Raw genomic sequence first — 24,533 nt, 5'->3', positions numbered from 1 at the left:
CGGCTGATTACTTGGCATAGTAATTCTCCACATTGGCCCGGGTCACCACATCAATCCCGGTATCCACCTTATCCGGCACGGGCCTCGGTTTGCTTCCCTCGTAAGCATTCGGATTTTCCTGCAAATCACTGTGTAAATGGAACAGCTCTGTCAGCGACCAATAACCCATGTTCCAGGTTCCTTGCGCCATGGTCGCGGCAATCCTGCCTTCTTTTACAAGATCGAGCGTCAGTTTATCCGTATCGAAGCTGATAATTTGCAAAGTGGAATGATCTCCCTGCTGCGCCTGCACGGCTTCGGCCACGCCAATTCCGCCGTTCGACTCCGTGGCGAATATTCCCTTAAGCTTCGGATACTGAAGCAACAGCTGCTCAGCCGCTTGCCTTGAAGCTATCTGATCACCATGGCCGTCCTTGACCGAAACCAGTTTCATCTCCGGAAACTCACTGCGGATCGTGCGGCTGAATCCATCGGTTCGTTCCTGGTGATTGTGCTGATCAGGTGTTGTAATAACCGCCACTTCGCCTTCCCCCCCGGTAAGCTCAGCCATTTTGCGGGCAGCTTCAACGCCGGCGTTGTAATTATCCGTTCCGAGAAAAGAATACGCTTTGCTGTTAGGTGCCCCCGAGTCAAACAGCACCACCGGAATTCCGCTCTCCACCGCTTTGTTAATCGTAGCCGTCAGAAGTTTAGAATTCACCGCCGATATGGCAATTCCCGCTGGCTTTTTGGCAATCGTCTGCTCCAGCACTGTCATCTGCTCACTGGCATTATGCTGGGTTGAGCCATGATATTCTACGGAAACATTCAGCTCCTCTGCCGCATCCTCAAAGCCTTTCAATACACTTTTCCAGTAATCGATGCCAATCTGGAACGTAACCATTACGTACTTATCTTCGATATTACCGCGCAGGCCGGCGGTTTCCCACGGGTCCTCCGGGCCAGGCTGCAGCTTGTAATTCAGCACATAAATCAGGAAAAGGCCAATCAGAAGCACATAGACAAGCCCCAGCTTTTTCAAAATGTAACCCCTTTCAATATTTAAAATAACACCAATTGCGGTTTAGTCGCTTCCACCCTCATATGTTAAGTCCAACATGCTGATTCCGTCAATTGATGTACCAGAAATCCCCTTTCCCAGACAACAGAATACACAAAAGAACCCCGCGATAACAGCGGAGTTCTCGTCTTTAAGAGCATTATTTCCCTGGAACATTTCTTCTATTCAGAACATCAAATCCTCTGCATACCCTTTTCCTTCCAACAGATCATACTCCACCATACGATAGTCGTCCAGTAACGACTGTTGCACAGATGTCACGGTGGTTATCCCGTCCGAAGCGCCGATCAGCACGCTTTTGCTTAGACCGGTTAGCTGTGACTGTACCTGTTCCAGCATTTTATAGAACGGCGGCAACGATTGTCCTGACAAGTTGAACACAGTGGGTCCAAGGTAGGCAGGGCTCAGCGTTCCCAGAGGCTTCTGGCCGATATCAAAATTGGCAAGGATCATCAGCTTGGTTTCATGCTTCAGCCGCGGTTCCTGATCCCAGCCCGCATCCGTATAGATTCCAGCCGACAGCGCCGGAAGATGATCCCCCCAGAACACAGCAATGGTCGGCCGTTCAATCGTCTTCAGCTCCTGCTGCAAATAAGATAATGCCTCATCGGTCAGCCGGGTATCCTGAACATACGTTTCCAGCTCATCTTTCCAGGAAGCCTTAGCACCTTGCACAGTAATGGTATTCGGACCGTTCAGACCTTTGGTAAATGGAAAGTGATTCTGCATGGTCACCATATGCAAAAAGGTTGGAGCATCTGCAGCCTTCAGTTCACGGATAGCCTCCTGCACAGCTGCTTTGTCAGAAATATAGCCGTCCGGAGTTATCCGCTCTGCAAGCGGTAAATCCTTCTCACTCGTAAAGCGGTCAAACCCGAGTACAGGGTACACCCGGTTCCGGTTGTAAAATGTCTCATCAAACGGATGCAATGCCAGTGTCTGATAACCTCTGTCCTTCAGGATGCTGACGATGGAGGGCAACGAGGACATTTTGACTATACGCTGCTGGTAAGGAATCGACCCGTCCCCCAGAAAATACATCGACATCCCCGTCAGCGCTTCAAATTCCACATTCGCTGTATTGCCGCCGAACTCAGGAGAGAGCAGATATCCTGCCGGGGTCACGCGCTCCTCCTGATGAATGAATGGCAGCGGATCTTCGCTTAACTTAAGACTTGGCAACCGGGTGGGATCAAAAAACGCTTCATCCATCATGAACATGATGTTCGGCTGCTCCACAACAGTTTGCGCAGCGGTCGTATCCGGCAAGGAGCCGTATTTTGCAGCAATGGCTTCTATCGTCCCGCGGCTATAGCCTTCCGGTTCCTCCAGCAGATTCTGCCGGAGATTTCCTGTGAATGCGAACACAAAGCCATTTTGGGAGTAATTCACCTTCTGGTTCCAGAAAATATTCTGGTAATTCAGCGAGGAAGCAAACGTAGTTTGCCCGCTAACCATCACTATAAAGCCGGCAACCATACCCGCTGACACCGCAGTGAGCAGCAAACGCAGCGGCAACTGAACTTTGATCTTGGGAAGCTTAAACAGCAGCCACACCCCTGCAGCGATCACCAGAAGTGCAAGCCCTGCCGCAAAAGGTGAAATCATGCCTTTCGTGATCTTACTCATTTCTCCGGCGTTCTTCATCAGCATCAGATCCCAAGGGAACAGAGGCTCCCCTGTCGTCCCTTGCTTCTTGTAATTGGCGATGCCCAGCAGAAGAATCAAGAGTGATCCAACTACCGGGCCTATATATAGATTGGGTAATATCAACGAAAAAGCCAACAGGACAAAGAAAAAGAACAAGCTTCCGCCTACATACAGCCAATAGGACTTCCCGATCCAATGGAGCACACTCCAGAAATCCATATCCAGCGAAGCCGCTTGAACAAAAAAGTTCAGTACAAAACCGCCCAGCAGTAAGCTAAGCAGCAGAACACCCAATTTTTTGGAAGGTAGAACATAACGCATCATTTTCACTCCTATCTGTACTAAACGTACAGTATACGCCTCTTAGCTTAAAGGAGCATTAAAGCATATTCACAAAATTAAATCTATGTAAATTAATTGTTAATTTCCGCAGGAAAAGCCGCCACGACATTCGTGCATCGCGACGGCTTACCCAAGTCCATATTTTTGGGTTCTATATAATTTTCTACCTGCAAACAAACCGGCCTTCGGCGTTCCAACAACAGCATTTCTGCTGTTGTTGAGTACTAATTATTTTACATAAATCCGGCTGGTTTCTTCCCAATATTCGCCCGGCTCCAGGCCAAACAAACCGATATCATCTGCAGGAAGATCCACCTTAGGAGCATTAACCAGATTAATCTGCGGCTCCGGACAGAAGAACCCTTCGGTTGCACCATTGTTCCAGATCATCCATTGCTTGTAGGAAGTACCCACATCGTATACGAGTGTGACTCCAGCCTTGCTGTCCGTAAGCTCCATACGGTTGCGCCCATTCTGTGCGGCTGCGGTGTAATGATTGTCCATTGGTGCGTAGAAAGGATACAAGCCCTCGTCGCGAAGAGCAATCTCATCCGAGGTCAATTCCTGGAATGATCCGGTCGGCAGCATGCGGTTGCTAAGCTCCCAGCGGTTCCCGATGGTCAGCTTCACGCGGTAATCGTGAGGGGTGCTTCCCGGTGCAAAAGGTGCGTTAATCGCGGTGTGGAAGGCTAGCAGACAGGGCATAAGCTCCTCACCATCATTATGCACCAGGAGTTGCTGGGACAGACCGGCCTCGCCAAGGCTGTAGCGCAGTTTGACCGTATATTTGAACGGGAGGTATTGATAGGATGGATGATTCTCATCCACCTTAATGAATACCGTGACGAAGCTCTCATTCACACCGCTGCCGAATTCTTCTACCTGCCATGCCGCTGTATGCAGGAACCCGTGCAGGTGGTTGTGAGTAGTTGCTTCATTTACCGGGAGATGATAGGTTTGTCCGTTCCACGGAAACTCCCCGTCCTCATAACGGTTCGGCGGAAACAGTACTGGGATACCGTGAATTCCCGGGTTCGCCTTGAACGCTTCCATCTCATCCGCACCTGGTTCATGGAGGAAACGGTAACCGTTTTCGTTATCGCGGAAGCAGATTAGATTGCCGCCAATACCCGGTAGAATGGCTGCCTCATACCGGCCTGCTTTTAGCCAGACTGCAGCCTCTCCTTCATATAGTCCTTCGTAAGCTGTAATTGTCATTGTGTGTTTCTCCCTTCCATAATCTCAAAATGACGCTCTCCTAGATAGATTACCACATCTGCCCAGGAGGGAATATGTCATTTTTACAACTGTTCCACTTCCACGCTCATCACATGCTCAATTTTCTTCACGTCATAATAGATTTCCGTTGAGTATTCACGGTCTGGAGCAGAAATGAGCATATCGATCATTTGTCTTCCGTCATCCAGATCCTTGATTTTCATTCGCCGGATCGTCCTGCCGTTCTTCTTCGTCTTCCGGGATTCGACCGCATGACGTTCTTCAATTTTCTGGATCACATCTGTCAGCACATAATTAGGCTCCATGATGATTTTGACAGAGATTTCGTGCTTGTTCAGCACCTCAGGCCCAATAACCTTGATTAGATGCGGTACAGCATTGACAGCGAACATCAGCAGTACGACTGCATACCCGGCTTCCACATAAAAGCCTGCTCCGACCGCGATTCCGATCCCGGACGCCGTCCAGATCAGCGCTGCAGAGGTGAGGCCTGAAATCGCATCTCCGCCCCGGCGGAGAATCACGCCTGCTCCGAGAAACCCGATCCCGCTGACAATCTGCGCCGCAAGACGCATCGGGTCCATGTTGGGATGCTCTGTTCCGCCAAATTTGTCGTAAGCATGAATGGAGACGAGTGTCACCAGACAGCTTGCGATACTGATGACCATACTGGTCCGGATCCCCAGCGGTTTCTGTTTTAATTGCCGGTCAATCCCGATGAACAGCCCGAACAGCATGGCCACAAGCAGTTTGATAATCGATTCCATGTGCAGATTAAGATCCATATTCATAAGTGCCCTCTCTTCTAAGACGATAAAAATAGTATACCTAAGCAGCAACGCCTGCGCCATCTTTAATACAGGCGTCCAAATATTTTACTGAATAGCCGCCTATGCGACCCGTCAATAAAACACGAAGAAACGGTATCGCTGTACTCTGCTATACTTACAGCCTGCAGGGCTGTACAAGTGCAGAAGACAGAACCGTTTCTCCAGACAACTGCTTCATTAAAGGTATGCTTGCTTATTATCGGTTAGAAGAGGTTACCCGTGCAGCAGTGATTCGGCACCATCACAAAAGATTTCTGTACCGGTAATGTGATCGGAATCATCTGAAGCCAGAAACAGCGCCAGTTTAGCCACCTGATCCGGACGCCCTGGCCCTTTTTCCAGCGGCTCACCGCCGTCCGGGAATTCCACAGCGATCTGCACTTCCTTCAGGTCCTCGGATGGATACGTGTTGTCGTCAATATTCGTAGTGATTGCACCCGGGCATATCGCATTGACACGTATTTTGTACTGGGCGAGCTCCAGCGCAGCCATCTTCATAAAAGCCACTTGACCCGCCTTGGTAGTACTGTAAGCTGAGAAGCCGATATTTGAAAAGACACGGTTGCCGTTAATGGAACTGTTGATCAATATGCTGCCGCCATTCTTTTTCAAGTAAGGAACCGCATATTTGACAGTGGCAAAGGTACCCCGAAGGTTGATGTTCATAGTCTGGTCCCAAGATGCGATGTCCATGGTTTCAATCGGTGTCATCGCTCCATTAATACCGGCGTTGGCGAAGACAATATCGAGTCTGCCCCATTTAGCTGCAGCCTGCTTCACCGCCTCTTCCACCTGCTGAGGTTCAGCAATGTCACATTCAATGACTACGGCTTCTCCGCCTTCCCCCTCCACCTGCCGGCGCACCTTTTCGGCATGCTCGACCGTACGGTCAAGCATCACAATTTTCGCCCCGTTCCGGGCAAACTCCAGCACGGATGCCCGCCCGATGCCAGATCCGCCCCCGCTGACAATGGCTACCTTGCCTTGAAGCTTTTGTTCTGCCATACCTGATGTCCCTCCCTAAGTAATTACGCGTTCTAGTTAAGTTGTTTCCCTAACTTATACCTCGCATACCCGGGAGTGAATCGGCAAAAGGCTGGGCTGCCCGTTGCATTTCACTTCAGCACACCCTTTCCCCATCACATGCTTAGCCCTTGAGACCACTTGTGCTGATGCCATCCACAATCTGCTTCTGGAAAATGAAGAAGATCAGCATAACCGGTGTGAGACTCAGTACGGACATGGCGAACATCGGGCCCCAGTTGGATACGGACTCACTGTCCAGGAACATTTTGAGGCCCATGGACACTGTGTACTTGGAAGGTGAATTCAGGTAGAGCACAGGCCCCAGCAGATCCTCCCAGCGCCAGTAGAAGGAGAAGATCGCTGCTGTTGCCATCGATGGTCGGATCAGCGGCAGGATGATTTTGTAATAAAGTCTGAACTTGCCGCAGCCGTCAATTGTCGCTGCTTCATCCAGCTCTGCGGGAATTGTGCGGATGAACTGCAGCATCAGGAAGATGAAGAATGGAACCCCGAAGAACTGTGGAATCACGATCGGCCGGATGCTGTCCAGCCAATTCAGCTTGGTATAAATAATATATTGCGGAACCAGCACGACGTCAGCCGGCAGCATCAGGGTCATCATCATGATCCCGAACCAAAGGCCATGTCCGGCAAATTTGTTGCGGGCGAAGCCGAACGCTACTAGTGACGAAGAGAATACGGCACCAATTGTGGCGACGATAACAATCACAAAAGAGTTCTTGATGAACACTCCAAAGGAGTAACCGGCTACGCCTTCCCAGCCTTTGGCGTAATTGCCCCATTCCCAGGGATGCGGCAGCAGGGTCTGTGCGGTAACAAATACCAGACGGCTTTCCTTAAAGGAGCTCAGGACCATCCACAGAATCGGGTACAGCATGATAATAGCGAGTCCGCCGATCAGAATGTGGTAGATTGGCCATTTGATTTTATTTTTCACCATGGCTCACTTTCCCCCTCCCGATTCATAGAAGACCCATGATTTGGATGTTTTGAACAGAATGCCTGTCATAATACCTACCAGCAGCAGCATCACCCAAGCCATTGCCGAGGCATACCCCATGTTGTTGAACATGAAGGCCTGGCGGAACAAATACAGGGAGTAGAGCATCGTACCGTCCATTGGGCCGCCCTCGCCTTTGGAGATGATATAAGCAGGTACAAAGGTCATGAATGCACTGATAGTCTGCATAACCATGTTGAACAAGATGACGGAGCTGAGCAGCGGCAGGGTAATTTTGAAGAATTTGCGGAAAAAGCTCGCCCCGTCCACACTTGCTGCTTCATACATCTCCCCTGAGATATTCTTCAGCCCCGCCAGGAAGATCAGCATTGACGAGCCGAACTGCCAGACAGACAGCGTAATCAGCATGAATAGTGCGGCATTGGGATTGCCGAACCAGCTGACAGGTCCCAGGCCGAAGAAGCCAAGCATACCGTTGATAATTCCGGTGTCACTAAAAATATTGCGCCACATGATGGAGACTGCCACACTGCCTCCAATGATGGAAGGCAGATAATACACCGTGCGGTAAGCGCCCACCATCCGGGACTTGGTATTCAGAATCATCGCTACGAACAAGGCGAAGCCCAGCCGGAGCGGTACACCAACGAACACATACAGCAGCGTAACCTTAAGGGAATGCAGGTATTTGGGATCGCCGGTGAACATTTTAGTATAATTGTCAAATCCGATCCAGCGCGGCGGGGCGAAGAGATTATACTTGGTAAAAGACAGATACAGGGATATAGCCATCGGCACCAGTGTAAAGCACAGGAACCCGATGATGAATGGACTGATAAAGGCATAACCCGTCAAATTCTTGCGCAACCGGTGGCCCAGCGGTTTCTTCGTTCTATAGGCCCGCGGACTTGAGGTAAGGGGATTGCTTAAGCCCAACGTTCTCCAACTCCTATCTAGTTAGAATTCACAGTATGGTATCTACCGTTTTAGCGGTTCGCCAGAATCTCGCTGGCTTCTTTGCGGAACTGTGCTGCAGCAGCATCCGGTTTGATCTGGCCAAAGTTCATTTGCTCCGCAAGGTCGGTCAGCAAGGCAACCACTTCAGGCGAACCCACAGGAGGACTCATTGGTGAAGTTTTAGGCTCCATATCTGCTACAAACTTGAACACCTGTTTACCGGAATCTGTTAATTCCGTAGCGAGGGATTCCTTAATTTTGCTCGAAATCGGTACGCCGCGTTCACCCTTGATCAGCTTGTTTGCCTCAGCATTGTTGGTCCAGAAATCGATAAACTTGGCTGCTTCCTCCTTGGACTTGGAGTTCGCTGTAACTGACCAGTACATGCTTGGCTGCATATACAGGCCTTTTTCCATATCCGGACCCGGCATTTGGGCCAGCTCCATTGGACGGTTCACTGCGATTTGCAGGGCCACATACTGGTTCGACCACTGCCACATGCCGATTCCGGTTCCTTTAACGATGTCCGATTCTTCGATAACGCCTTTGTTCTGGCTCAGTTTGTCTTGTGACGGCACTGCACCTTTGGCAATGAGATCGGAAGTCATCCCGAAAAAGTCTCTGAACAGTGCATCATCATCGTAGCCCAGTGCGGAGCCGTCTGTGTTGTAGAGTGACAGGCCCTTTGTGCGCAGATAGTAGTTGAAGAAAATATCCGCAGCCATGGAGGAATCCATGAAAAGTCCGGCGTCTTTGGCTTTCATGGCAATCTCCTTGTACTGATCCCAGGTCCAGTTCTCAGGAATCGCGTCTACACCGGCTTTCTTCAGTAATGCAGGGTCGTATTGGAATCCAAGCACGTTAACTCCCAGTGGAATACCGTATTGTTTGCTATCAATAACTCCGGTAGAGAGTACATTTTCATTCACATCACCCACCTGGATCGTCTTGTTCAGGTAGGGCGTCAAATCCTCCAACTGGCCGTTAGAGCCGTATTGATTAATGTAGGACACGTCCATTTGTACAATATCAGGGAGGCGGTTAGCTGCAGCTTGGGGAGCAAGTTTTTTCCAGTAATCATCAAAAGATGCGTATTCCGGTTCGATCTTCACATTCGGATTCTGGGCTTCATACATATCAATGACCTGCTGGGTATACGAATGGCGCGTATCGCTGCCCCACCAGGCAATCCGCAGCGTTACAGGTTCTGAAGAACTGGCAGCCGTTGCCTTCGCCGGTTGGTTGGTTGCTGCGTCGGCCGCAGCGGAATCCTGAGTGTTGTTATTGTTGCCGCCGCATCCGGCCAGCATGGACAGCAGCATCGGAACAGCCAATAATGCGAATCTCTTTTTCAATTGGATATCTCCCCTTTTCGTAAAGTGAGTAGGAAGTCCAGTTGGACTGGTAACGCTTCCATGACTAAATTTTCTCAAATTCCGCCACTTTCTTGAATACAAAAAACCGTCATCTTTGTTCAATAATCAGGTTCAAGTGTTCTATTCCTTACTGGGGCTTCATAAAATCCGTCGGCGTCTTCCCGGTCACCTTCTTGAACACCTGGCTGAAATATTGGGCATTGCCGCCAAATCCGTACAGCTCTGCCAGCTCAAATACCTTCACATCGCCGCTGCGGATAATATGCTCGGAGGCTTTGCCAATCCGGTAGCTGGTGACATAGTTGGAGAACTTCTCACCGGTTACTTTTTTGAATATTTTCCCGAGGTAGTCGGGATTCATATAGAGCATCTCAGCAGCCACCGAGCCGAGCGACAGCTCCGAGTTCTGATAATCGGCCTCGATGATATGGAGCATTTTATCTACAATCGCAGATTGTCGGGTCACAAAATGACGGTCATACATGGCGGTAAGCCGTTCTGCCGCATTCATGACAAAAGCTTTTAGACTCCCTAGTGTCCCGAGCTCCGCCAGCTCTGCCAGCCCGGAAGTAAACCGGCTCCGCTCGTCGGGAATGCATAACCGGATCATCGCCGAGTACAGCTGCAGCACATAGGAACGTGTCACATTCATCTCCAAACGCTGGTCTGCAAGCACGCCGAATAAGCGGCCCAGCTCGTTCACAACAGCATGTTGGTCCCCGGCTTTGATCAGCAGGCAAATCTGCTCCTCTTGCAGATCTATTTCGCCATGGCCGCTAAGCTCATCAGAGGGAATATCACTTCCGGTGATCAGACTGCCTTCTTCGAGATAAAACCGGTGATTCATACACTGCAGCGTCTGCCGGTACAGACAACGCGACTCACTCATCCGTCCCTTGTCACTGACAGCGATCGTTACATGGATTTTGTAAAAGTTAAAAAAGATCTCCTTCACGCTAGCAATCCGTTCCAGCAGATCATGCTGAGGGTCCGCTTCTTCCGGCTGTTCCAGCAGGATCAGCAACTGGGAGCCAATTGTCGTACAGAGAAGCACCTCACTTAGCATATCCTGGGCAATATTTTGCAGGGCGAACAAATGCTCATACTCAACAGACTCCTCCAGCCTGAACAGGATGAGCCGGACACCTTTGCCGCCCAGCTCAATGCCGAACAGCTCCTGATAATAATCCAGGTCGTGACTCCCGTACGTTTTATTGGAAATCCATTCCTTTAGAAACTGTGCTTTGACATGCGGCAGCACCTTGGTGAGGCGATGCTTCATCTCGGTGACGAATTGCTCGCGGCGGCTCTCCTCATTCAGCTCCTGCACAAGCTCGGTCAACGCCTCATGAATCTGCTTCTCATTGCAGGGTTTCAGCAGGTAATGCCTCACTCCATGCTGCATGGCGCTGCAGGCATAATCAAAATCCTTATACCCGGTCAGCATTACAAATTTTATACCGGGATACTGTACGCTGCAGCGGTCCACAAGCCCAAGCCCATCCAGGCCCGGCATAGAAATATCAGTGATTACAATGTCCGGTTCCAGCTTCCCGATTTGTTCCAGTGCCTCAATGCCGTTGCGTGCCGTCCCCACCAGCTCGGTACCTGCCATCCCCCAATCCACCACTTGGGAGATCCCTTCCAGAATCAAGCGTTCATCATCCACCAGCAGCAATCTGTACATGTCTGATTTCTCCTCTCCAATACGGAATGTGTACATGAATCGTCGTGCCGGCTCCAGGTGTACTCTCTATTTCCGTTCCCCATTCCTGTCCAAAAACAATCTGAATACGCTCTGTGATGTTTGCCAGCCCGATCCCCTCGCCACGAGTCTGAATTCTGCCCTGCTGCAGCTCGCGGATGAATTCCGCTGTCATTCCCGGACCGTTGTCACTGACCCTAAGATCCAGCCCGCTGTCGGTCATAGAGATTGAGATCGAAATAAGGCACGGCTCAATATTCGGCTCCAGCGCATACCGGATCGCATTCTCTACCAGCGGCTGCAGTGTCAGCTTCGGAATCAGCGCATCCAGCAGATCATCAGGCACATCCAGCCGGAAATCCAGACGCTCCTCAAATCGTGTGCGCTGGATAATAACATAGCTGCGGACGATGTTCAGCTCCTTTTCCAGGGATATCAGCGGGTCTTTCAGTCCGATCGAGCTCCGCAGCAGAAAGCCCAGCGCCTCAACCATTTCAGATATTTGCTTCTGCTTGTTGACCTTCGCCAGCCAATTGATCGATTCCAGCGTATTGTACAAAAAATGCGGGTTAATCTGGGATTGAAGCGCTTTCAACTCTGTCTCTCTAATCACAAGCTGCTTGGCATAATTCTCATCGATGAGCTCCCGGATCCGGCGGATCATCATTTTGAAGGTGCGGTTCAATTGGCTTACTTCATCCTGCGCAGTCTGCGAGACATAACCTAACGCCTGCTCCTCCAGATTGTCCAGGTCGCCCTTCTCGATCCGCCTCATCTTTTCGGTCAGCTTCGAGATGGGCCGGGCAATGCTTCGTGCCAGCCGGTAACCCAGCAACAGCCCCAGCAGCAGGATACAGCCGAAGATGACTACAACCAATCTTTTGACAAAGGTGATCTGCCTGAACATTTCATTGAACGGCGTAGCATTAACGTAGGTCCAGTCCATATACGACGAGTTCGTTTTGGCTACAAAATAAGTGCCCTTGCTATAGCTGACGGTCCTGTAGGATTCCTGACGCCGCACCTCCTCAGCCAGTTCCTGCGGCAGCAGGAGCGGATCTCCAGGGTATATGGACTCTCCGGTACCCTTATCCATTACAATGAGCTGGCTTCCATCCTCCGCTGTGCTGGTGCTGTCAGCAATAATCCGTTCGACGCGGATACGGATGACAAGTGTCCCCAAATTGTCTAGCGTAAAGGTGGAACCTGTGTACGATTTGATTTGCCTAACTGCCAAAAGTGAATTTTTACTTCCCTGGGTATACCATACATTACTGCCTGCACCTTCGATGGCGAGCGGTTTGAGCTGGTCCTGCAGAGCTTGTGACAGCCCTTCCCGGTTGCCCGCCGTCATCACACCATCGTTCGCATCCAACATCATCATCGAATACACATATTTCTCCGCACCTGCAAAGGCCACAAGCCGGTTGATGATTTTGTTGTGGAGCAGTTGTCTTTGATACGGGGAAGGATTGTCCAATAATTGCCGCAGGCAATTCTGGATCTGTTCATCCGAAACGACAGTGAAAGACAGCTGCTCCAGCTCTTTCAGTTCGTTTTCGATGCTGATTGAAGACATGCCCAGCACCTCAGAGGCTTTTTCATAAATTTGATGGTCATAGATACGATACACATACTGCAGGAAGATCAGAGAGAACAAAAACGACAGCAACAGTAAAAACGAAATCAGCATGATCATCTTGCTAAAGATTCCCGAGTTTTTGAAAGCGCTCTTATTTTTGTAAAACATCATGCGTCTCACTCTGCTTTCTCTTTAGATGTAAAACCTATACTTCATTATATATTAATCGAAAGTTCCTCCCATGGAAATATAAACCAAAAAAACTTGGAAATCCAGTCACATTTGACTGAATTCCAAGTTTCGGTTTACTCATTGCATACTCAGCGCGTCGCGTCTATCCTAACATCATCCGGTCATCCGCCAGCTTATGTCCGCTGATGGCCTCAAATTCACCGAGAAGCCGCTCTACGGTCAGATCCTGCTTGCGGTCCTCATCAATATCAAGGATGATGCTGCCCTTGTCCATCATGATCAGCCGATTGCCGAGACGAATAGCCTGCTCCATGTTATGGGTAACCATAAGTGTTGTCAGGTTCAGCTCGCGGACAATAGACTTGGTCAGCCCAGTGATTAATTCGGCTCGTGCAGGGTCTAGTGCAGCCGTATGCTCGTCCAGAAGCAGAATCTGCGGATGTGTGAAGGTCGCCATGAGCAGGCTAAGTGCCTGCCGCTCTCCGCCGGAGAGCAGTCCTACCTTGGCTCTCAGCCGGTTCTCCAGGCCAATGCCAAGCCGGCTCAGTTGTTCACGAAACAGGGTCCGCCGTGCAGCCGAGACTCCGAAGGACATTCTGCGGCCCTGGCCTCTTTTGTAGGCAATCGCCAGATTCTCTTCGATCGTCATATGCGGTGCCGTACCGGCCATAGGGTCCTGAAATACCCGGCCAATCCAGCGGGCCCGCTGGAACTCTGGCAGTGCGCTGATCGAGCTCCCCTCAATGCGTACTTCCCCAAGATCGGGTTTCATCACACCGGAGATGACATTCATGAGTGTGGACTTGCCTGCACCGTTGCTGCCGATCACAGTCACAAAGTCACCACTGCGGAGCTCAAGATCAATACCGAGCAGCGCTATTTTTTCATCCGGGGTGCCCGGATTGAACAGCTTGGATACCCTATTAAGCTTTAGCATCGGCTGCACCCCCATTCTTGTTGCCCAGCGCCTCATGCACAAGTTCAGCACTGCGTCTGCGCGCGATTCTCTTCTGCTTCATGAAACGTTGAACCGAAGGGAACACCAGTGCAATAATGACAATGATCGCAGTGATCAACTTAAGATCCGAAGCCTTCAGCCAGGGAACCCGAAGCGCCAGCGCTACAACAATACGATAGACGATAGAACCCAGAATTACAGCAAGGGTTGCCCGGAATACATTTCCTGCTCCAAAGATAGCCTCGCCGATAATAACCGAAGCAAGTCCAATGACGATCATTCCTATACCCATAGTAGAATCAGCAAATGCAGAGTATTGGGCTATCAGCGCACCCGAGAGCGCCACCATTCCATTAGCCAGGCTGATGCCAAGGATAGTGGTGCTATCCGTATTCACCCCGAAGCTTCGAATCATTCGGGAGTTGTCGCCAGTAGCACGGAGAGCAAGACCCAGATCGGTATGCAGAAACAGATCCATCAGGATTTTTACCGCAATCATCACAATGGGCATGACCAGAAGCGGATTAATGGAGGTAAATAAAGAATCCTCACCCATGATCGAAACGTTAGGTTTATCCAGAATCCGCAAATTAATGGAATACAGTGCGATCATCATTAATATTCCGGACAAGAGTCCGTTGATCTTCCCCTTCGTATGCAGAAGTCCGGTACACATCCCTGCTGCCATACCGCCGCCAAGAGCACATATGGTGGCCAGCCATGGCGAGTAGCCGTGCGTAATCATTACTGCGGCAATGGCTCCCCCCGTAGTGAAGCTGCCATCCACAGTCAAATCCGGAAAATCAAGAATACGGAATGTAATATATACACCTAGAGCCATAAAAGCATATAACAAGCCCATTTCCACGGCTCCAATGATTGAATCAAACATCGCTGACTTCCTCCCTCAAACGGCAAGGGGTGGTCCTGTGCTGGAGTCCCCCCATTGATATATCTACCATTTATTGAATAATATTAGTATCCGGATCCGAGACTTTAGCCTTCATAGCATCCGTAACTTCTATCCCCTGTGCTGCTGCAGCTTTCAGGTTCAGAATAAGGTCCAGCTTCTCTTGCATCGTTACCTTCATGTCTCCCGGATTCTTACCATTCTTCAGCACTTCCACAGCCATTTGTCCTACCTGGTAGCCATGGTCATAATATTTGAAGCCCACGGTTGCAAAAGCCCCCTTCTCCACCGTATCGCGGTCAGCGGAGAAAAATGGAATTTTGTTGTCATTAGCAGTCTGAATGATCGTGTCCACAGCGCTTACTACCGAGTTGTCCAGTGTGATGTACAAGGCATCCACACGGCCAACAAGCGATTCTGCCGCCTGTTTCACTTCAGAGGTGTTGGTAATTGCCGCTTTAACCAGCTCGATGCCATGCTTGTTCAGCTCGGTCTTGGCAATGTTAGCCATAACCACAGCATTAGGTTCCCCTTCATTAATAATAAGGCCCAGCTTTTTGACATTCGGGAACTGTTCGGCAATAAAAGTCATCAGTCGTGTGATTGCCTCAGGGTTGGTGTCTGATGCCCCCGATACATTCCCCCCGGGATGATCCAGATCCTTGACAATCTTCGCGTCTAGCGGGTCGGTAACCGCTGCGAACAGGATGGGTGTATCCTTGCCTTCTGCCTGAACTACAGCCTGCGCAGAAGGAGTAGCGATCCCAAGCACGAGATCATTCTTGTCTGCCGCAATCTTCTGGGCGATAGACAGGTTATTGGACGAGTCTGCCTGGGCGTTCTCCAGGTCAACCTTCAGATTCTTGCCCTCTACGATTCCGGCATCCTTCAGTGCGGCCAGGAATCCTTCCCGGGTAGCATCCAGAGAAGGATGCTCGACATACTGGGAGATCGCTATTTTGTAAGTTTTGGAATCTGCTTTTCCTGAATTCGTACCTCCTGAATCCGCACCTTTATTATTGTTAGTCCCGCAGGCAGTAACCGCCAGCATTGCACATAGACTTAGGCCGAGCCATAATTTTTTTGTTTTCATCCTATATACCCCTCTTCTTTTTACGGATTCAGCGCGTGCCTCAATGGTAGCGACTCAGCAGTAGTGCTTTTATCTTTAAAAGCATTAAAGCATAAGCTGCCGCGAAACCCGCATCTAAAACGTAAATATAATAAGCTTATCTTATATAAAGGTTCATTTTCCGTCAATCACTTATGACATGACCATTTTTTACAATATTACTCCGTGGTTAAATAAGGTTCGGCTTCTCTGTTTGATCTTGACATTGATTCCCTTTATCCTCCCTACATAAAAAAACGCTCCCTGCACAAACTTAAATTACAGTTTGAACATGGAGCGTGACATGATGACAACAAACAGACCCGCAAAATCGATTGCTGCAGCAGCTTTGCTGTCTATAGCCATTATAGCTAATACTGCTTGCAGCTATAGCACAAGCGATCAGAAACCAAAGGTCAATACTGTAACACCTGCAGGATCACTTTCAGGCAGTTACTATGAAAAAGCTTCATTCACCGACAGCCACGGTAAATACTGGATTCCTCTGAAACCAGCGGCCTCTTCGATCGGTTATCGGATGAAGGATGATACCTCCAGCGGGGGTTATGCCAAAATCGGCTATACCGATGTTATGTACATGCTGCATCCAGATTCTACGCAAGTATTCTCCTTGGGACAAAAGATAAAGTTGCCGGATGCTCCGGTACGCCGAAACGGTCAAATTTATATCACACCTACTTCACTATCCAAGCTGCTGCAGACCGAAGTAGGGTGGAATCCACGTACCGGCGAGATTAACGTGGCTCCCCCCTCTGATAAGGTGGACACTGCAGGAACCAGTAATACCGAGGAAGCAAAACCATTGCGTATTCAAAGCCTGTCCGCAACAGACAGCAGAGAGCTTGTTGCCTATGCCAAAAAGTTCCTGGGTGTCCCGTATGAATTCGGCGCAGGGCCTTACGAGGAAACCAAGCGGTTCGACTGCTCTTCATTCACCCGTCATGTCTTCAAGAAATTCGGAGTCGACCTTCCCCGTTTAGCTAAGGACCAAGACAATCTGGGCAGACGGGTAAGCCGCAGCGAGCTTGAGGTTGGAGACCTGATTTTCTTCACAGTCCCCGGACGCTTTGCGAGTGATGCGGTTCCGGGACATGTCGGTATCTACATCGGAGACGGCAAATTTATTCATACCTGGGGTGATCCGGGGGTCCAGATCAGTGATCTGGACAGCGGCTATTGGAGCCATGTCATGCTTCATATGCAGAGAGTTCTCTAACCGGCAGCAGCTGGGTACCCAACAAGATGCAAGGAGATCAGGCCTTCGGACAGCCGAGGCCCAAGATCCCTTGCCTTTTTTATGCCGACTGAGTCACAGGTCTAACGGACAAAACCCTTGAACCGGGTTCCCTGATAGCTAAGCTGGCCCTTATCCCCCTCCACAATCAACCCGAATTCACGATCAGGAACCATCAGCTCCACACGGTTGCCATCTTGAAATTGAAAAGTGACATAATAACTGGTGTTTGCGCTGGAATCACCCGAGCCTCCCCATACCTCAGTACGTTTCGTGACTGCTGCGGCTTGTACGGAGAGCAGCGGACTTGCGTTGTTAGTTGACCAAGCCTTCAGTGATTTGAAGATAACAAAGACAAAAAATCCTATGACCAATAAAAACATAATCTTCATAAACAAAGGCATTTCGTGAATAAAACTCTGAAATCCGCTGCGCTGCTGAAAATCACCGAAAGCGCTAAAACTGCTCCATCCGCCCAAATAAATCGCTTCCTTCACAAATTTATTTTAAAAGGTCTGTTTTACTACGATTTACGCAGTATAGCTAGTCTGGTTTCATTATTTCCTGTCTACTAAGCCAGATTTCAAGCAAAAACGCGTTACCGCTAAATACAGCGTGAACGCGTTTTAAGGTAATACCTGATGATTCATACTGTTGTTCCAAAATGAGAGGTTCTACCGGAACATCCCCCATAGCCGGATCAGATGAAACGTATTATTGGGGTCGATCTTCTGGGCAATTACAAATTTTACAATTTGATCTTCCTGGGTTGAAGTCAACTTCTCCCCCATTACTGCCGAAGCATTTCGCACCAGTCTGCGCACCACCGCAGTATCCTGAAGCTCTTGCTTGGAAACTCCGTTGATCATATTCTTAATTCGTTCTTTAACAGCCGGATTTTTCATCTTCAGCTTGATGCGATCCACCAGCTGGGGACTGATTCCAAATTGCTGATAGCCCACGCGCAGCACCTCCTGTCATATTCCAATCATTCACAGTATATGAGAGTAAGGTGACACATGTGCCTAATTAAATTAATCTATTAAGTCCCCTTGAAAAATCTGCTCATTCTGCAAGTAGCTACGCAGTGCCGCATAGTCGGTCGAGGTCCAGAAATCCGTTTCCTTCAGCAATCCGGCAGCATCATCCCTGGCTTGCTCCAGCACCTCAAAGTCGGCGGTCATGTCAGCCAGTCTGAACTCTGGCAGCCCGCTCTGCTTGGTTCCAAAGAAGTCACCCGGACCGCGCAGCTCCAGATCTCTTCGTGACACCTCAAAACCATCATCTGTATCCGTCATCGCCGTCATACGCTCACGTCCGATTTCAGATTTCGGATCCGCTACAAGCACGCAGAAGGATGCATGCTGGCCCCGCCCCACCCGGCCGCGCAACTGATGCAGCTGAGACAGTCCAAAGCGGTCTGCGTCCATAATGATCATTAGTGTGGCATTGGGCACATCGACACCGACCTCTACAACCGTTGTGGAGACCAGCAGCTGAACCTCATTACTATAGAAGGCCCGCATGACTTCGTCCTTTTCACCAGGTGTCATCCGGCCGTGCAGCAGACCGACCTTATAATTTGGAAACGACTGCGACATTTGAATATGCAGATCAATCGCGTTCTGCACGTCCAGCTTTTCCGATTCCTCAATCAATGGACAGATCAGATAAGCCTGCCTGCCCTGATCGATCTCACGGCTGACCAGCTTCAATACCCGCTCCATCAGATCAGGTTTCACCCAATAGGTCGTGATCGGTACACGTCCTTTAGGACGCTCAGAAAGTGTGGACACATCCATATCGCCGAAGACAGTAATCGCAAGCGTACGAGGAATGGGCGTTGCCGTCATCGTCAACACATCCGGATTGTAGCCTTTGCGGCGCAGAATACTGCGCTGGTTGACGCCAAAACGGTGCTGCTCATCCGTAACCACCATCCCCAGCCCGCGGAAGAAAACATCTTCCTGTATCAAGGCATGGGTGCCTACCACAATATCGAGCATACCCATTTGCAGCGAGGCCAGCAGATCCTTCCGTTTACGTCCGCTCACACTTCCTGTCAGAAGCCCCACCGTTATCCCAAATGGCTCAAACATCTTGGTGAGTGAGCGCATATGCTGCTCCGCGAGAATCTCAGTAGGGACCATCAGTGCCCCCTGATATCCGGATTTCACGGTGGCATACAGGGCGATTGCCGCAAGAACGGTTTTGCCGGAGCCCACATCTCCCTGTAAAAGCCGGTTCATACAAGACTTCGAACGCATGTCCTGGAGGATTTCCAGCTCCACATGCTTCTGTGCATCCGTCAGCTCAAACGGCAGACTGCGGACAAACTGCCGGACTGTGGCGTTGTCCACCGTATGCACCACTCCATCCATTCTGCCGCGGTTTAGCACCCTGAAGGCCTGAACCTTAAGCTGGAACAGAAACAGTTCTTCATATACCATCCGCCGCCGCCCTTGCTGGCCTTCACGTGTATCCTCTGGCTGATGGATGGTGGCGATTGCCCGTTTACGGGACATGAAATCATATTTCCGTATGATCGTATGCGGGAGAATTTCTGGAATAAGCTCCCCATACTGCTGCAATCCCTGATGAATCATCTTGCGTATCCAAGACTGCGTAATCTTGCCCCCCACGGAATAGACCGGCTGCAGGGTGCCTATTTTGCCTTCTCCCCGGTCAGTAAATTCATAATCGGTTACAGTAATCGCATTTCGCTTCTGGTCCCATTTACCGGTAATTACGATTTCACGCCCCACTGTCAGCTGCTCACGCACATAATGCTGGTTGAACCAAGTAGCTGTAAACATCCAAGGCTCAGCAACCATTTTGCAGCTCAGACGGGATTTGCCCCCAAAACGCTGCAGGACAGGGATGCCAATAACCTTAGCGACCAGAGTAGCCTTGTCGCCGTGTTTGATCTCACTCAGAGAGCGGGGGCGGAAATCATCATAGCGGAATGGATAATACTCCAGCAAATCCTTCACCGTAAAGACGCCAAAGGCGTGAAGCTCATTTTGCTTTTGAGCGCTCACGCCATTTATTTGTTTCACTTCGATTGAATCCAAAGATAGTCCCATATTCATCCCCTATTTACGCGGGCCAAATGAAAACGGCTAAGGTACCGTTGCCGACATGGCTCCCTACCACAGGACCCACATTGGTCAGCACTTTCTCTTCCAGGGTGAAGTGTCCGGCCAATTCCTTAAGGAACTCTTCGCCGGAAGCCGGTTCAGCCGTATGACCCACGGCCACGTTGATTTTGTCCACACCCGGCAGATCCTTTTTGAACAGCTCGATCATGCGGGCTACAGCCTTCTTACGGCCTCTTACCTTCTCGACTGCATAGATAATTCCTTCCGCATCAATGGACAAGATCGGCTTGATGTTAAGCAGTGTCCCCAGAAATGCGGAGGCTTTGCCGATTCTGCCGCCCTTTTGCAGATATTCCAGTGTATCGACCAGAAAATACAGCTTGCGGGATTGGCGGAGATTCTCCACTCTTGTCAGAATATCTTCCGGGCTATGGCCCTGTGCAGCCAGTCTCGCTGCCTCAACCACCATAAATCCGAATCCATAGGAAGCGGAGAGAGAATCGACTACAGTAATGGATTCTCCTTCTTCTTCCAGCATGGATTTAGCCAGAACAGCCGATTGATACGTACCGCTAAGACCGGAGGAAATATGAAACGATAGAATCCGGCCACCCGGTACACGTTCCTGAATCCCCCGGTACACGTTCATATACTCAACCGGCGATGGTTGAGAAGTGGTCGGAAGCTGCGATGAACGGGGAAGGCGTTCGTAGAATTGCTCCGGCGTCATATCCACATTATCCCGGAATGCCTCCCCGCCGAACATCAGGGTCAAAGGAACAACCTCAATCCCATACGCTTCCGCCATGGACGGCGGGATATCGGAAGTGCTGTCGGTGACAATTACGGTACGATTCATGGATTTCCTCCCCAAACTATGATTTGGCAGACATAACGGCAGCCTTGGTTAAGGACGCTACAGCTGATTCTGCTTAAGACTATATAAGGAGTAAGTGTAGGCCTACGGTTCGACGGAGAAAAGGTAATAATACAGCGGCTGGCCGCCTTCATGGACCTCAACTTCCACCTGCGGGAAGGTTTGTTCAAGCCAGTTTTCCAGTGATTCCGTAACCTTCTCCTCCGCTTCAGCACCGGTCAGAATGGTGACAATCTCATCACCGTTCACAAGCATGCTTGTGAGCAGCGCCTGGCTTGCCTCCAGCAGATCATCGGCAGCGGATACAATCTTCGAGTTGGATATCCCGATATACTGTCCGGATTTGATCTCCAGTTCCTCGATCACCGTATCACGGACCGCATTGGTGACTTGCCCTGATTTTACCTGGGAGATTGCTTCCAGCATGTTGCTTGTATTCGTGTCCACCGCATCGTCCTCCTGGAAAGCAAAGGCGGCAGCAATTCCCTGCGGGATGCTTTTGCTTGGAATAACGGTAATGTCACGTTCGCCTTCGAGCAATTCCTTGGCCTGCTGGGCGGCAAGCACAATGTTCGAGTTGTTAGGCAGGATGTAAATATGTTTCGCAGAAATGGATGAGATCGCATTAACGAAATCCTCGGTGCTCGGATTCATCGTCTGTCCGCCGGATAGAATAGCATCTACCCCAAGGCTTCTGAAGATATCAGAGATGCCTTCCCCCGAAGACACGGCAATGAATCCGTACAGGGCCATATCATCCGCGGGTGGAACCGCAGGGGCCTGCACACTGCTCTCTTCCTTAGGAATATCTGCAAACACCTCTGGCATAGGTGCAATATCCATTCCGGCGGATAGAAGATCACGGTGCTGCTCGCGCATGTTAAGGATATGAATTTGCGTAATTTCACCGTATTGGAGCGCCAGATTCAGCACCTCGCCCGGAGTCTTGGAATGTACGTGCACCTTGATGGTTTCATCATCCGATATGACGATAATGGAATCACCATTCACTGCCAGCGCTTTCCGAAAAGATTCCTCATCAAAATTGGCTTTTATAGAATTCCCGAGCAACCGGTTGATAAAAAACTCCATGTCGTATAAAAATTCAATGTCTTCCGTAGACAGCTGGGATTGTGCAGAGGACTGCACGGAGGACAATACATTGTCATGTTTGGTCAGCACTGCCGGTGCCGCAGCTGGAGCAGGAGCTTGTCCTTGCGCAGTAGCGGGTGCTGCTGTGCTTCCATTTCCCATCAAATGTTGAAGGAAGCCCTCATAAATGTATACCAGCCCTTGACCACCGGAATCGACTACCCCTACCTGCTTAAGAACAGGCAAAAGCTCCGGAGTATTGGCTAACGCTTCTTTGGCTTTGGCCAGAACCTCAGTCATCAGTTCGGTTACATCCGTCGTGCGCCGGGCATAGTAGACGGCATGTCTGGCAGCTTCCTTGGCAACTGTAAGTATCGTTCCCTCTACCGGTTTGACTACCGCTTTGTAGGCTGTATCCACCCCAGTCTGCAGCGCTGCTGCGAACTGCTGCGTGTTCAATTCATCGTATTGGGCTGCATACCGTCCAAGACCCCTGAACAGCTGTGACAAAATAACGCCGGAATTCCCCCGTGCGCCCATCAAGAGACCTTTAGACAATACTCCTGCACATTGGCCAACGGAGGCGGTATTATTTTTCTTCAATTCGTTCGAGCCTGCAGTCATCGTCAAATTCATGTTGGTTCCCGTATCACCGTCTGGTACCGGGAATACATTCAGGGAATTGACGTGCTCTGCATGCTGCTGCAGCTTCTCCGCTCCGGCGAGTACCATTGCGGTAAAATCTGTTCCGTTTATAGAACGCTTACTCAATGAGAATTCCCCTTCCTAACTTCATGCCTAATCAATTCTATGATTAACTGGACATAATACACTAATTTATATTGTACTATAAGAGCCAAAAGAAATAAATGTTTTTGAAGCGGTTGACGAAGCAAATTTTGCTGTGATATTATATTTAAGTATTGTTTTACGCAGGTGTAAGTAACAAGGAGGTGTAATCTATGTCCCGCAAATGTACTGTAACTGGCAAGAAACCGGGCAGCGGCAACCATGTATCGCATGCGAACAACCGCAACCGTCGCTCTTGGGGAGTTAACGTTCAGAAGGTCCGTATCCTCGTGAACGGCAAACCGAAACGCGTGTACGTCAGCACCCGTGCTTTGAAAGCCGGCAAAGTTGAACGCGTTTAGTCTTGGATTATCCTAAGACCTAGCGATATCTCATATGAAGCAAAAAGCACCCTTTACATATGTAAGGTGCTTTTTTTCATGTTTTCTTTTCTATTCCGTCTTCAACTTTTCTGAAACGTGTTCAAAATCGCTTTAACAAAACCTCCCAAAAATCTTGGCAGCTTGAACGTGTAAAATTTCATCATTAACCCTCCCATCAATTCATGCCGTACGGTAGGAGACTTTCCTGGCGTGCCGCTAACGTAACGAATGCAGACCTCCCTTATTGAATAAGAAGAAACGATTTTGCCGTCCTCCGGAAGAGGCGGTGTTTTTGTTTCTCAAAAAATAGAAAGTTAAAGGTTATAGCGGAACATACACTTTCGAATATTCAAAAAAAGGCTACATGAGGCTTCTGCTCATGTAACCATATTTATGCGTCAGTAACTTGGCCTATACCATTAGATCAAATGTGTCACTTACGTTTAACGCAGAGCTGCCTCAGCCGCTTCTCGAATGGCCTTGATCGCAGCAGCACGGTCACTGTGTCCGAACACTGCATTTCCAGCCACTAAAACGTCCGCACCTGCTCTAGCAACGAGCGGAGCGGTTTCTTTGGCGATACCACCATCTACTTCAATCCGCAGAGAGGTGTGATTTACTTCCCGGGCCCATTCCCGGATCTGGCGGATCTTCTTCACCGTGTGCGGTATAAACGATTGTCCTCCGAAACCGGGGTTCACAGTCATTACTAGCACCATATCTACATCCTCAAGTACCTCTCTTACAGCTGCTGCGGGTGTACCCGGATTAATCGCCACACCAGCCATTAGACCAAGCTCCTTGATCTGGTGCACTACTCTGTGAAGATGAACACAAGCCTCGGCATGCACTGTAATAATGCCTGCTCCAGCGGCTGCAAACTCAGGGATATAACGCTCCGGATTCTCAATCATCAAATGGACATCAAGCGGCAACGTTGTGTGTGCTTTTACTGCTTTTACAATCGGGGGTCCAAGGGTAATATTCGGCACAAAATGGCCATCCATGACATCCACATGAATCCAGTCTCCGCCGCTGGCTTCGGCTTCTGCAACCTCCGCACCCAGTGCGGCAAAATCGGCTGATAGTATCGATGGTGCGATTGTTATCATAGGG

General features: G+C 49.8%; 22 protein-coding genes. 2 read left to right on the top strand and 20 right to left on the bottom strand.

Features of this window, described 5'->3' with window-relative positions; genetic code table 11:
• Nucleotides 1–7: 7 nt before the first annotated feature.
• The 13 genes from A3848_RS29645 to A3848_RS29585 form a co-directional block, all read right to left on the bottom strand.
• The gene (locus A3848_RS29645) at nt 8–1,021 is read right to left on the bottom strand and encodes a substrate-binding domain-containing protein (protein WP_074088620.1); all 1,014 of its coding nucleotides are present in this window, start codon (nt 1,019–1,021) and stop codon (nt 8–10) included.
• Between the two features lie 204 nt (nt 1,022–1,225).
• On the bottom strand, nt 1,226–3,031 hold the full coding sequence (locus A3848_RS29640) for an LTA synthase family protein (protein WP_074088619.1): 1,806 nt from the start codon (nt 3,029–3,031) through the stop codon (nt 1,226–1,228).
• Between the two features lie 249 nt (nt 3,032–3,280).
• Nucleotides 3,281–4,270 (bottom strand): aldose 1-epimerase, encoded by a 990-nt coding sequence (locus A3848_RS29635; RefSeq protein WP_074088618.1) that lies wholly within the window; start codon nt 4,268–4,270, stop codon nt 3,281–3,283.
• Nucleotides 4,271–4,353: 83 nt separating this feature from the next.
• Nucleotides 4,354–5,076: an MgtC/SapB family protein gene (locus A3848_RS29630; RefSeq protein ID WP_074088691.1), complete on the bottom strand. Its 723-nt coding sequence runs from the start codon at nt 5,074–5,076 to the stop codon at nt 4,354–4,356.
• Nucleotides 5,077–5,334: 258 nt separating this feature from the next.
• On the bottom strand, nt 5,335–6,126 hold the full coding sequence (locus tag A3848_RS29625) for an SDR family oxidoreductase (protein ID WP_074088617.1): 792 nt from the start codon (nt 6,124–6,126) through the stop codon (nt 5,335–5,337).
• Nucleotides 6,127–6,268: 142 nt separating this feature from the next.
• Nucleotides 6,269–7,108 (bottom strand): carbohydrate ABC transporter permease, encoded by an 840-nt coding sequence (locus A3848_RS29620; protein ID WP_074088616.1) that lies wholly within the window; start codon nt 7,106–7,108, stop codon nt 6,269–6,271.
• A gap of 3 nt (nt 7,109–7,111) precedes the next feature.
• Nucleotides 7,112–8,008: a carbohydrate ABC transporter permease gene (locus A3848_RS29615; RefSeq protein ID WP_074088690.1), complete on the bottom strand. Its 897-nt coding sequence runs from the start codon at nt 8,006–8,008 to the stop codon at nt 7,112–7,114.
• A gap of 107 nt (nt 8,009–8,115) precedes the next feature.
• Nucleotides 8,116–9,441, bottom strand: coding sequence for an ABC transporter substrate-binding protein (locus tag A3848_RS29610; protein ID WP_074088615.1), 1,326 nt, complete (start codon nt 9,439–9,441; stop codon nt 8,116–8,118).
• A 148-nt stretch (nt 9,442–9,589) separates the two neighbouring features.
• Nucleotides 9,590–11,149: a response regulator gene (locus A3848_RS29605; protein WP_074088614.1), complete on the bottom strand. Its 1,560-nt coding sequence runs from the start codon at nt 11,147–11,149 to the stop codon at nt 9,590–9,592.
• The gene (locus A3848_RS29600; RefSeq protein WP_074088613.1) at nt 11,124–12,920 is read right to left on the bottom strand and encodes a sensor histidine kinase; all 1,797 of its coding nucleotides are present in this window, start codon (nt 12,918–12,920) and stop codon (nt 11,124–11,126) included. The genes A3848_RS29605 and A3848_RS29600 overlap by 26 nt, the downstream gene beginning before the upstream one ends.
• Nucleotides 12,921–13,083: 163 nt before the next feature.
• On the bottom strand, nt 13,084–13,878 hold the full coding sequence (locus A3848_RS29595) for an ABC transporter ATP-binding protein (protein WP_074088612.1): 795 nt from the start codon (nt 13,876–13,878) through the stop codon (nt 13,084–13,086).
• Nucleotides 13,865–14,791, bottom strand: coding sequence for an ABC transporter permease (locus tag A3848_RS29590; RefSeq protein ID WP_074088611.1), 927 nt, complete (start codon nt 14,789–14,791; stop codon nt 13,865–13,867). The genes A3848_RS29595 and A3848_RS29590 overlap by 14 nt, the downstream gene beginning before the upstream one ends.
• Before the next feature lie 70 nt (nt 14,792–14,861).
• Nucleotides 14,862–15,902 carry an ABC transporter substrate-binding protein gene (locus A3848_RS29585; RefSeq protein ID WP_074088610.1) on the bottom strand — a complete coding sequence of 347 codons (1,041 nt, stop codon included), beginning with the start codon at nt 15,900–15,902 and terminating at the stop codon, nt 14,862–14,864.
• 325 nt (nt 15,903–16,227) lie between these two features.
• Between A3848_RS29585 and A3848_RS29580 the strand changes: the two genes are divergently transcribed.
• Nucleotides 16,228–17,157, top strand: a complete 930-nt coding sequence (locus A3848_RS29580; protein WP_074088609.1) for a C40 family peptidase — start codon at nt 16,228–16,230, stop codon at nt 17,155–17,157.
• 101 nt (nt 17,158–17,258) lie between these two features.
• On the opposite strand, the gene A3848_RS29575 is transcribed toward A3848_RS29580, so the two are convergent.
• The 5 genes from A3848_RS29575 to A3848_RS29555 all read right to left on the bottom strand — a co-directional run bounded on the left by A3848_RS29575 (nt 17,259) and on the right by A3848_RS29555 (nt 23,016).
• Nucleotides 17,259–17,672 carry a DUF2500 domain-containing protein gene (locus A3848_RS29575; protein WP_256702593.1) on the bottom strand — a complete coding sequence of 138 codons (414 nt, stop codon included), beginning with the start codon at nt 17,670–17,672 and terminating at the stop codon, nt 17,259–17,261.
• Nucleotides 17,673–17,849: 177 nt separating this feature from the next.
• Entirely contained in the window at nt 17,850–18,137 is a 288-nt protein-coding gene (locus A3848_RS29570) for a stage VI sporulation protein F (protein WP_074088608.1), read from the bottom strand.
• Between the two features lie 72 nt (nt 18,138–18,209).
• A complete protein-coding gene (recG, locus tag A3848_RS29565; protein WP_074088607.1) occupies nt 18,210–20,261 on the bottom strand; it encodes an ATP-dependent DNA helicase RecG in 2,052 nt (683 codons plus the stop codon).
• A 13-nt stretch (nt 20,262–20,274) separates the two neighbouring features.
• The gene (locus tag A3848_RS29560) at nt 20,275–21,135 is read right to left on the bottom strand and encodes a DegV family protein (RefSeq protein ID WP_074088606.1); all 861 of its coding nucleotides are present in this window, start codon (nt 21,133–21,135) and stop codon (nt 20,275–20,277) included.
• A 102-nt stretch (nt 21,136–21,237) separates the two neighbouring features.
• The gene (locus A3848_RS29555) at nt 21,238–23,016 is read right to left on the bottom strand and encodes a DAK2 domain-containing protein (RefSeq protein WP_074088605.1); all 1,779 of its coding nucleotides are present in this window, start codon (nt 23,014–23,016) and stop codon (nt 21,238–21,240) included.
• 191 nt (nt 23,017–23,207) lie between these two features.
• Between A3848_RS29555 and rpmB the strand changes: the two genes are divergently transcribed.
• Nucleotides 23,208–23,396, top strand: a complete 189-nt coding sequence (gene rpmB, locus A3848_RS29550) for a 50S ribosomal protein L28 (RefSeq protein WP_019911441.1) — start codon at nt 23,208–23,210, stop codon at nt 23,394–23,396.
• Between the two features lie 101 nt (nt 23,397–23,497).
• On the opposite strand, the gene spoVM is transcribed toward rpmB, so the two are convergent.
• Both spoVM and rpe read right to left on the bottom strand, forming a co-directional pair.
• The gene (gene spoVM, locus A3848_RS29545) at nt 23,498–23,578 is read right to left on the bottom strand and encodes a stage V sporulation protein SpoVM (RefSeq protein ID WP_020431362.1); all 81 of its coding nucleotides are present in this window, start codon (nt 23,576–23,578) and stop codon (nt 23,498–23,500) included.
• 282 nt (nt 23,579–23,860) lie between these two features.
• Nucleotides 23,861–24,529 carry a ribulose-phosphate 3-epimerase gene (rpe, locus tag A3848_RS29540; protein WP_074088604.1) on the bottom strand — a complete coding sequence of 223 codons (669 nt, stop codon included), beginning with the start codon at nt 24,527–24,529 and terminating at the stop codon, nt 23,861–23,863.
• Nucleotides 24,530–24,533: the final 4 nt, after the last annotated feature.

This window comes from Paenibacillus sp. P32E (genome assembly GCF_001909085.1).
GTDB classification, from domain to species: Bacteria; Bacillota; Bacilli; order Paenibacillales; family Paenibacillaceae; genus Paenibacillus_AQ; species Paenibacillus_AQ helianthi.
The sequence above is the reverse complement of the archived record's forward strand: the minus strand, read 5'-3'. Positions and strand labels throughout refer to the sequence as shown.

Excerpts from the sequence above, each read along its gene's own strand:
- A3848_RS29625 (WP_074088617.1), bottom strand. The coding sequence starts at position 6,126 with ATGGCAGAACAAAAGCTTCAAGGCAAGGTAGCCATTGTCAGCGGGGGC.
- A3848_RS29605 (WP_074088614.1), bottom strand. The coding sequence starts at position 11,149 with ATGTACAGATTGCTGCTGGTGGATGATGAACGCTTGATTCTGGAAGGG.
- A3848_RS29640 (WP_074088619.1), bottom strand. The coding sequence starts at position 3,031 with ATGCGTTATGTTCTACCTTCCAAAAAATTGGGTGTTCTGCTGCTTAGC.
- rpmB (WP_019911441.1), top strand. The coding sequence starts at position 23,208 with ATGTCCCGCAAATGTACTGTAACTGGCAAGAAACCGGGCAGCGGCAAC.
- A3848_RS29590 (WP_074088611.1), bottom strand. The coding sequence starts at position 14,791 with ATGTTTGATTCAATCATTGGAGCCGTGGAAATGGGCTTGTTATATGCT.
- A3848_RS29600 (WP_074088613.1), bottom strand. The coding sequence starts at position 12,920 with ATGATGTTTTACAAAAATAAGAGCGCTTTCAAAAACTCGGGAATCTTT.
- A3848_RS29635 (WP_074088618.1), bottom strand. The coding sequence starts at position 4,270 with ATGACAATTACAGCTTACGAAGGACTATATGAAGGAGAGGCTGCAGTC.
- A3848_RS29585 (WP_074088610.1), bottom strand. The coding sequence starts at position 15,902 with ATGAAAACAAAAAAATTATGGCTCGGCCTAAGTCTATGTGCAATGCTG.
- A3848_RS29595 (WP_074088612.1), bottom strand. The coding sequence starts at position 13,878 with ATGCTAAAGCTTAATAGGGTATCCAAGCTGTTCAATCCGGGCACCCCG.
- spoVM (WP_020431362.1), bottom strand. The coding sequence starts at position 23,578 with ATGAAATTTTACACGTTCAAGCTGCCAAGATTTTTGGGAGGTTTTGTT.
- A3848_RS29630 (WP_074088691.1), bottom strand. The coding sequence starts at position 5,076 with ATGGATCTTAATCTGCACATGGAATCGATTATCAAACTGCTTGTGGCC.
- rpe (WP_074088604.1), bottom strand. The coding sequence starts at position 24,529 with ATGATAACAATCGCACCATCGATACTATCAGCCGATTTTGCCGCACTG.
- A3848_RS29580 (WP_074088609.1), top strand. The coding sequence starts at position 16,228 with ATGACAACAAACAGACCCGCAAAATCGATTGCTGCAGCAGCTTTGCTG.
- recG (WP_074088607.1), bottom strand. The coding sequence starts at position 20,261 with ATGGGACTATCTTTGGATTCAATCGAAGTGAAACAAATAAATGGCGTG.
- A3848_RS29560 (WP_074088606.1), bottom strand. The coding sequence starts at position 21,135 with ATGAATCGTACCGTAATTGTCACCGACAGCACTTCCGATATCCCGCCG.
- A3848_RS29620 (WP_074088616.1), bottom strand. The coding sequence starts at position 7,108 with ATGGTGAAAAATAAAATCAAATGGCCAATCTACCACATTCTGATCGGC.